The organism is Streptomyces boluensis (assembly GCF_009908195.1).
In the GTDB taxonomy this organism is placed as follows: domain Bacteria; phylum Actinomycetota; class Actinomycetes; order Streptomycetales; family Streptomycetaceae; genus Streptomyces; species Streptomyces boluensis.
This window is the reverse complement of sequence record NZ_JAAAHS010000436.1, coordinates 1-5832: the sequence shown is the minus strand read 5'-3', so window position 1 is coordinate 5832 and position 5832 is coordinate 1. Positions and strand designations below refer to the sequence as shown.

5 protein-coding genes are annotated in these 5832 nt (G+C 73.7%); 4 read left to right on the top strand and 1 reads right to left on the bottom strand.

Going from position 1 to position 5832, the window contains the following annotated elements:
* Positions 1 to 962: serine/threonine-protein kinase (locus tag GUY60_RS33045; RefSeq protein WP_161704623.1), on the bottom strand; the 962-nt coding region annotated here is incomplete at its 3' end.
* 208 nt (positions 963 to 1170) lie between these two features.
* On the opposite strand from GUY60_RS33045, the gene GUY60_RS33040 reads away from it, so the two are divergent.
* From GUY60_RS33040 to abc-f, 4 genes are all read left to right on the top strand, one after another.
* Entirely contained in the window at positions 1171 to 1596 is a 426-nt protein-coding gene (locus GUY60_RS33040) for a GNAT family N-acetyltransferase (RefSeq protein ID WP_161704621.1), read from the top strand.
* 196 nt (positions 1597 to 1792) lie between these two features.
* Positions 1793 to 3190, top strand: a complete 1398-nt coding sequence (locus GUY60_RS33035) for a hemolysin family protein (RefSeq protein ID WP_161704619.1) — start codon at positions 1793 to 1795, stop codon at positions 3188 to 3190.
* Positions 3187 to 4200, top strand: coding sequence for a hemolysin family protein (locus GUY60_RS33030; protein WP_161704617.1), 1014 nt, complete (start codon positions 3187 to 3189; stop codon positions 4198 to 4200). Before GUY60_RS33035 ends, GUY60_RS33030 begins: the two co-directional genes overlap by 4 nt.
* 29 nt (positions 4201 to 4229) lie before the next feature.
* Positions 4230 to 5832, top strand: a 1603-nt coding sequence (gene abc-f / locus GUY60_RS33025; protein ID WP_161704615.1) for a ribosomal protection-like ABC-F family protein, incomplete at its 3' end; no start/stop codon positions are given.

Sequence of the window (5832 nt, the reverse complement as noted above, 5' to 3'; positions counted from 1 at the left end):
GCTGCGTTCGGGGCGTGCGGGGGCTGGGTCGGCATGTGGGCGACGGGGGCCGCCGGCGGCGCGGAGGACGCGATCCGCATGGTGTGCTCCTGCTGCTCCACCGCCTGCGCCACGTTCGGCGGCAGCCACCAGCCCTCGGACCGGTCGAGCCCGGCGGCGCCCGCGACCGCGTAGCAGTGCTCGACGATCTCCGCCGGGGACGGCCGGGCCGCCGGGTCCTTGCTGAGGCAGCTCTCGATCAGGCCGCGCAACTCCTGCGGACAGCCGCTCAGATCGGGCTCGTTGGCGACGATCCGGTGCAGGATCGCCTGCGAGGGGCCCTCGCCGTACGCGTGCGTGCCGCTGACCGCGTAGTGCAGCACCAGGCCGAGCGCGAACACGTCGAGGGCCGGGGTGATGTCGCCGCCGGTGGCCTGCTCGGGCGACATGTACGCGGGTGTGCCGAGCGCGACGTTGGTGCCGGTGAGCGCCGCGGTGTCGGCGGCGCGCGCGATGCCGAAGTCGATGACGCGCGGGCCGTCGGCGGCGAGCAGCACGTTGGACGGCTTGAGGTCGCGGTGCACGATGCCCGCGCCGTGGATGGTCTGCAGCGCCTCGGCCATACCGCCGGCCAACTGCAGCACGGTGCGCAGCGGGAGGGCCCCGTACCGGCTGACCGCCTCGGAGAGCGGCGGCCCGGGAACGTACGCGGTGGCGAGCCAGAGTTCACCGCTCTCGGTGCGGCTGTCGAGCACGGCGGCCGTGTACGGGCCCTGCACTCGGCGGGCCGCGGCGACCTCCTGGCTGAACCGCTCCTTGAACAGCGGGTCCTGGGCGTACTCGCGGCGCACCACCTTCAGCGCCACGGGCTGGCCGCCGCGCGTGTGCGACAGGTAGACCACGCCCATGCCGCCCTGCCCGAGCCGCGCCTGGAGGCGGTAACCGGCTATGTCCCTGGGCTCGTCAGGCGCCAGCTGTTCCATCCGTACACGCTCCCCGTTGGTCTGGAGTGGACATGATACGAACCTGCGTACGCACCGCCGCACCCCCCTGCCGGGCACTCGTCCCGAACCTGCCGGGGCGGTCGTCCCGCATCCTGCCGGGGCGCTCCTCCCGAACCTGCCGGGGCGGTCGTCCCGTACCGCGAAACCCCGTCGCGGTGGCGGCCGTCGCTGTGCTTCGCTGCCGCACATGAGCAACCTCGACATCCGTACCGCCGAACCGTCCGACGCCGCCGCCGTCCTCGCCTTCTGGAAGGACGCCGCCGAAGGCACCAGCGTCTCCGACGACGAGGCGGGCGTGACCGGCCTCATCGCGCGCGACCCCGGCGCCCTGCTGCTCGCCGAGGCGGACGGCGTCCTCGTGGGTTCGGTGATCGCCGGCTACGACGGCTGGCGGTGCAGCCTGTACCGGCTCGCCGTCCTGCCCGCGCACCGTCGGCGGGGCGTGGCGACGGCCCTGCTCGACGCCGCGGAGGAACGGTTCGTCGCCCTTGGCGGGCGGCGCGGGGACGCCATGGTCCTGGAGGCGAACGAGCGCGCGCAGCGGGCGTGGGCGGCGGCCGGGTACCACCGCGAGGACCACTGGCGCCGCTGGGTCAAGCCGCTGGCGCGCTGACCGGCACCCGGCCACTCAGCACCTTCCTTTGCTGATCCTTTACCCTGGGTGGACCGCTCCCGTACACATGCGTGGAGTACCCGTATCCGAATGAAAGGTGTGAGCGTCCATCCATGGGCGAGCCTCCCAGTAGCCGATACCGCCGACGTCGCGCGGCCACCTCTCCTCTGCCCGATCATGGGACGGAGGTGACCCGATGACCGAAGTGCTCCTGCTCGGCCTGGCCCTGCTGCTCACGCTGGCCTGCGGCGTGTTCGTCGCCGCAGAGTTCTCCCTCACCACCGTCGAGCGCAGCAAGCTGGAGCGCGCCGTGGCCGACGGCGAGCAGGGCGCGGACAGTGCCCTGAAGGCGGTGCGCAGCCTCACCTTCCAGCTCTCCGGCGCCCAGCTCGGCATCACCGTCACCGGTCTGGTCATCGGCATGCTCGCCGAGCCGTCGATCGGCAAGCTGCTCGCCGGACCGCTCGACGACCTCGGTCTGTCGAAGGGCGCCGCCGAGAGCGCCGCCCTGGTGATCGGCACCGTGCTGTCCACCATCGTTCTGATGGTGGTCGGCGAGCTGGTGCCGAAGAACTGGGCGATCTCCTCGCCGCTGGCCGTCGCCAAGCGCGTGGCCACCGCGCAGCGCTGGTTCAGCGCCGCCTTCAAGCCGCTGATCACGCACCTCAACAACACGGCGAACCGCTCGGTGCGCCGGCTCGGCCTCGAACCCGCGGAGGAGCTGGCCTCGGCCCGTGGCCCGCAGGAGCTCGCGGCGCTCGCCCGGCACTCCGCGAAGCAGGGCGCCCTGGAGGCGGACACCGCCGAGCTGTTCGTCCGCACCCTCAACCTGGCGGACCTCACCGCGGAGAACGTGATGACGCCGCGCGTGCAGGTCATGGCCCTCGACATCCAGGCCACCGCCGAGGACGTGGCGACCGCGACCCGCGCGACCGGCCTGTCCCGCTTCCCCGTCTACCGCGGCAACCTCGACTCGGTCGTCGGCGTCGCGCACATCAAGGACGTGCTCGCGGTGCCCGCCGAGCGCAGGCCCCGCTTCCCCGTGGGCGAGATCATGCGCGAGCCGCTGCTCGTCCCCGAGACGCTCACCGTCGACCGGCTCCTGGACCGGCTCTCCGGCAAGCGCACCATGGCCGTCGTCATCGACGAGTACGGCGGCACCGCGGGCGTCGCCACCCTGGAGGACATCGTCGAGGAGGTCGTCGGCGAGGTCCGCGACGAGCACGACCCGCACGAGACCGCCGACCTGGCCGCCGCCGGCACCGACGACGAGGGGCGCCGCCTGTACGACGCGGACGGCTCCGCCCGCACCGACCAGCTCGCCAAGATCGGCCTTCGCGCGCCGGACGGCCCGTACGAGACGCTGGCCGGTCTGGTCGCCACCGAGCTGGGCCGGATACCGGCCGTCGGGGACGGCGTCGAGGTCGACGGCTGGCAGCTCGACGTGGTGGACGCCGCCGGGCGCCGCGCGGCCCGCCTGCTGCTGCACGCGCCCGCGGATCTACCGCCCAGGGGCACCGCACGCCCCGGCAAGAGCAAGGGCGACAGGGACGGCGACAGCGAGAGCGGCACGGCCGCGGGGAGTGACCGATGATCGCGATACAGCTCCTGATCGGCCTGGCCACGCTGGTGGTCAACGCCTTCTTCGTGGGCGCCGAGTTCGCGCTGATCTCGGTGCGCCGCAGCCAGATCGAGCCGCACGCCGATGAGGGCGACCGGCGGGCCCGCAGCGTCATGTGGGGCCTGCAGCACGTCTCGCACCTGATGGCCGCCGCGCAGCTCGGCATCACGCTGTGCACCCTGGTCCTCGGCATCGTCGCCGAGCCCGCCATCGCGCACCTGCTCGAACCCCTCTTCGACGCGGTGGGCGTGCCGCACGGCCTGGTGCACCCGATCTCGTTCGTGATCGCCCTGGCCGTGGCCACGTATCTGCACATGCTGCTCGGCGAGATGATCCCGAAGAACATCGCGCTGGCCGAGCCGGTGCGCAGCGCCCTGACGCTCGGTCCGCCGCTCGTCGCGATCACGCGGGCCCTGCGCCCGGTGATCTTCGCGATCAACACCTTCGCGAACGCGCTGCTCAAGCTGCTCCGGGTGGAGCCCAAGGACGAGGTGGAGGCGACGTTCTCGGACGATCAGCTGGCCCGGCTCGTCAAGGACTCCGGCGACGCGGGCCTGATCGACGACCGCGCCCAGGAGCGGCTGCACGACGCGCTGGAACTGGGCCGCCGCCCCGTGAACGACGTGGTGCTTCCGCTGGAGCGGGTGGTGTACGCGGAGATCGGCGTCACCCCCGAGCAGTTGGAGGAGCTGTCGGCGAGCTCGGGCTTCTCGCGCTTCCCCGTCGTCGACGACGGCCGCCGCATCGTGGGCTATCTGCACGTCAAGGACGCCCTGGACGCCTCGCCGCGCGACCTGCCGTTCCAGGTGCGGGACATGCGGTCGATCGCCCGCGTCCGTGAGTCCACGCCGCTCGACGACGTGCTGACCGCGATGCGCCGCAGCCGTACGCATGTGGCGGCGGTGCTCGGCCAGGACGGCCGGCTCGCGGGGCTCGTGACGATGGAGGATGTGCTGCGGGAGCTGTTCGGCCAGCCCGCCTGAGACGGCCGCGTACGAACGAGGGGGTTCGGGTGAGTCAACTGGTGCTGCGGGACGTGTCGTTCGGCTACCCCGAGCGGCCCGTCCTGGAGCGGGCCTCGCTCTCGGTCAGGCCCGGCGAGCACGTCGGCGTCATCGGTGAGAACGGCTCGGGCAAGTCGACGCTGCTCCGCCTCCTCGCGGGCCGCGCCGTGCCCGCGGACGGCGAGGTGACGGTGGTGTCGGACGGCGGTACGGGCTATCTCGCCCAGACCCTTGAGCTGCCGCCGCACGCCACGGTGCAGGACGCGGTGGACGAGGCCCTGGCCGAACTGCGGGACCTGGAGCGACGGATCCGCGCCGCCGAGGAGTCCCTCGGCTCGGCCTCGGCGGACGGACTCGCCGCGTACGCCGACCTGGTGGCCGCCTTCGAGGCCCGCGACGGCTACCGCGCCGACGCCCGCCTGGACGCTGCCCTGCACGGGCTCGGCGTACCGCACCTGGGGCGCGGGCGCACGCTCGGCTCGCTGTCCGGCGGGGAGGCGGCGCGGCTCGCGCTCGCCTGCGTGCTCGCGGCCGCGCCGGAGCTGCTGCTCCTCGACGAGCCGACCAACCACCTGGACGCCTCGGCCCTCGGCTGGCTGGAGGAGCGGCTGCGCGGGCATCGCGGCACGGTGGTCGCCGTCACCCACGACCGGGTCTTCCTCGACCGGGTCGCGGACGCGATCGTCGAGGTCGACGGCGACCGGCACACCGTGGCCAGGTACGGCGGCGGCTGGCACGGCTACCTGGCGCAGCGCACCGCCGCCCGGCTGCGCTGGGAGCAGCGGTACCGCGAGTGGCGGGACGAGGTCGACCGCCAGGAGAAGATCGCCGAGGGCGCCGCGGACCGGCTCGGTTCGGGCTGGCGGATGCGGGACAGCAGCAGCTTCGCCAAGTTCTCCAAGCACCAGCGGTCGGTGGAGGGCCAGGTCTCGGGCGTCGTGCGCAACGCCCGCGAACGGCTGCGCAGGCTGCGCGCCGAGCCGGTGCCGCGGCCGCCCGACCCGCTGCGGTTCGCGGCGGACGTGACGGGCGGCGACCACCCGTTCGTCCGGGCCGTGGAGCTGACGGACATCGCCGTGCACGGCCGCCTCAGCGTCGACGAGCTGCGCCTCGCCCCCGGCACGCGGCTCCTGCTGACGGGCCCGAACGGCGCGGGCAAGTCCACGCTCCTCGGCGTACTCGCGGGTGAACTCGCCCCGGACCGCGGCACGGTGACGATCCCGGCCCGCGTCGGCCACCTGCCGCAGGAGGTCCGGTACGGGGAGGGCGCGTCCCGGCTCCCGCTCCTCGACGCGTTCGCGGCGGGGCTCGAGGGGCCGCCCGCCGAGCACACCGACCGGCTGCTCGCCCTCGGCCTGTTCCGCGAGGCCGACCTGCACGTTCCGGTACGCGGCCTCTCGGTCGGCCAGCGCCGCCGCCTCGCCCTGGCCCGCCTGGTCACCCGCCCCGCCGACCTACTCCTCCTGGACGAGCCGACCAACCACCTCTCCCCCGCCCTCGCCGAGGAACTGGAAGCGGCCCTCGCGTCGTACGCGGGCACGCTGGTGGTGGTCTCACACGACCGTCGCCTGCGGGAACGGTTCGAGGGGGAACGGCGCGAGGTGCGGGCGG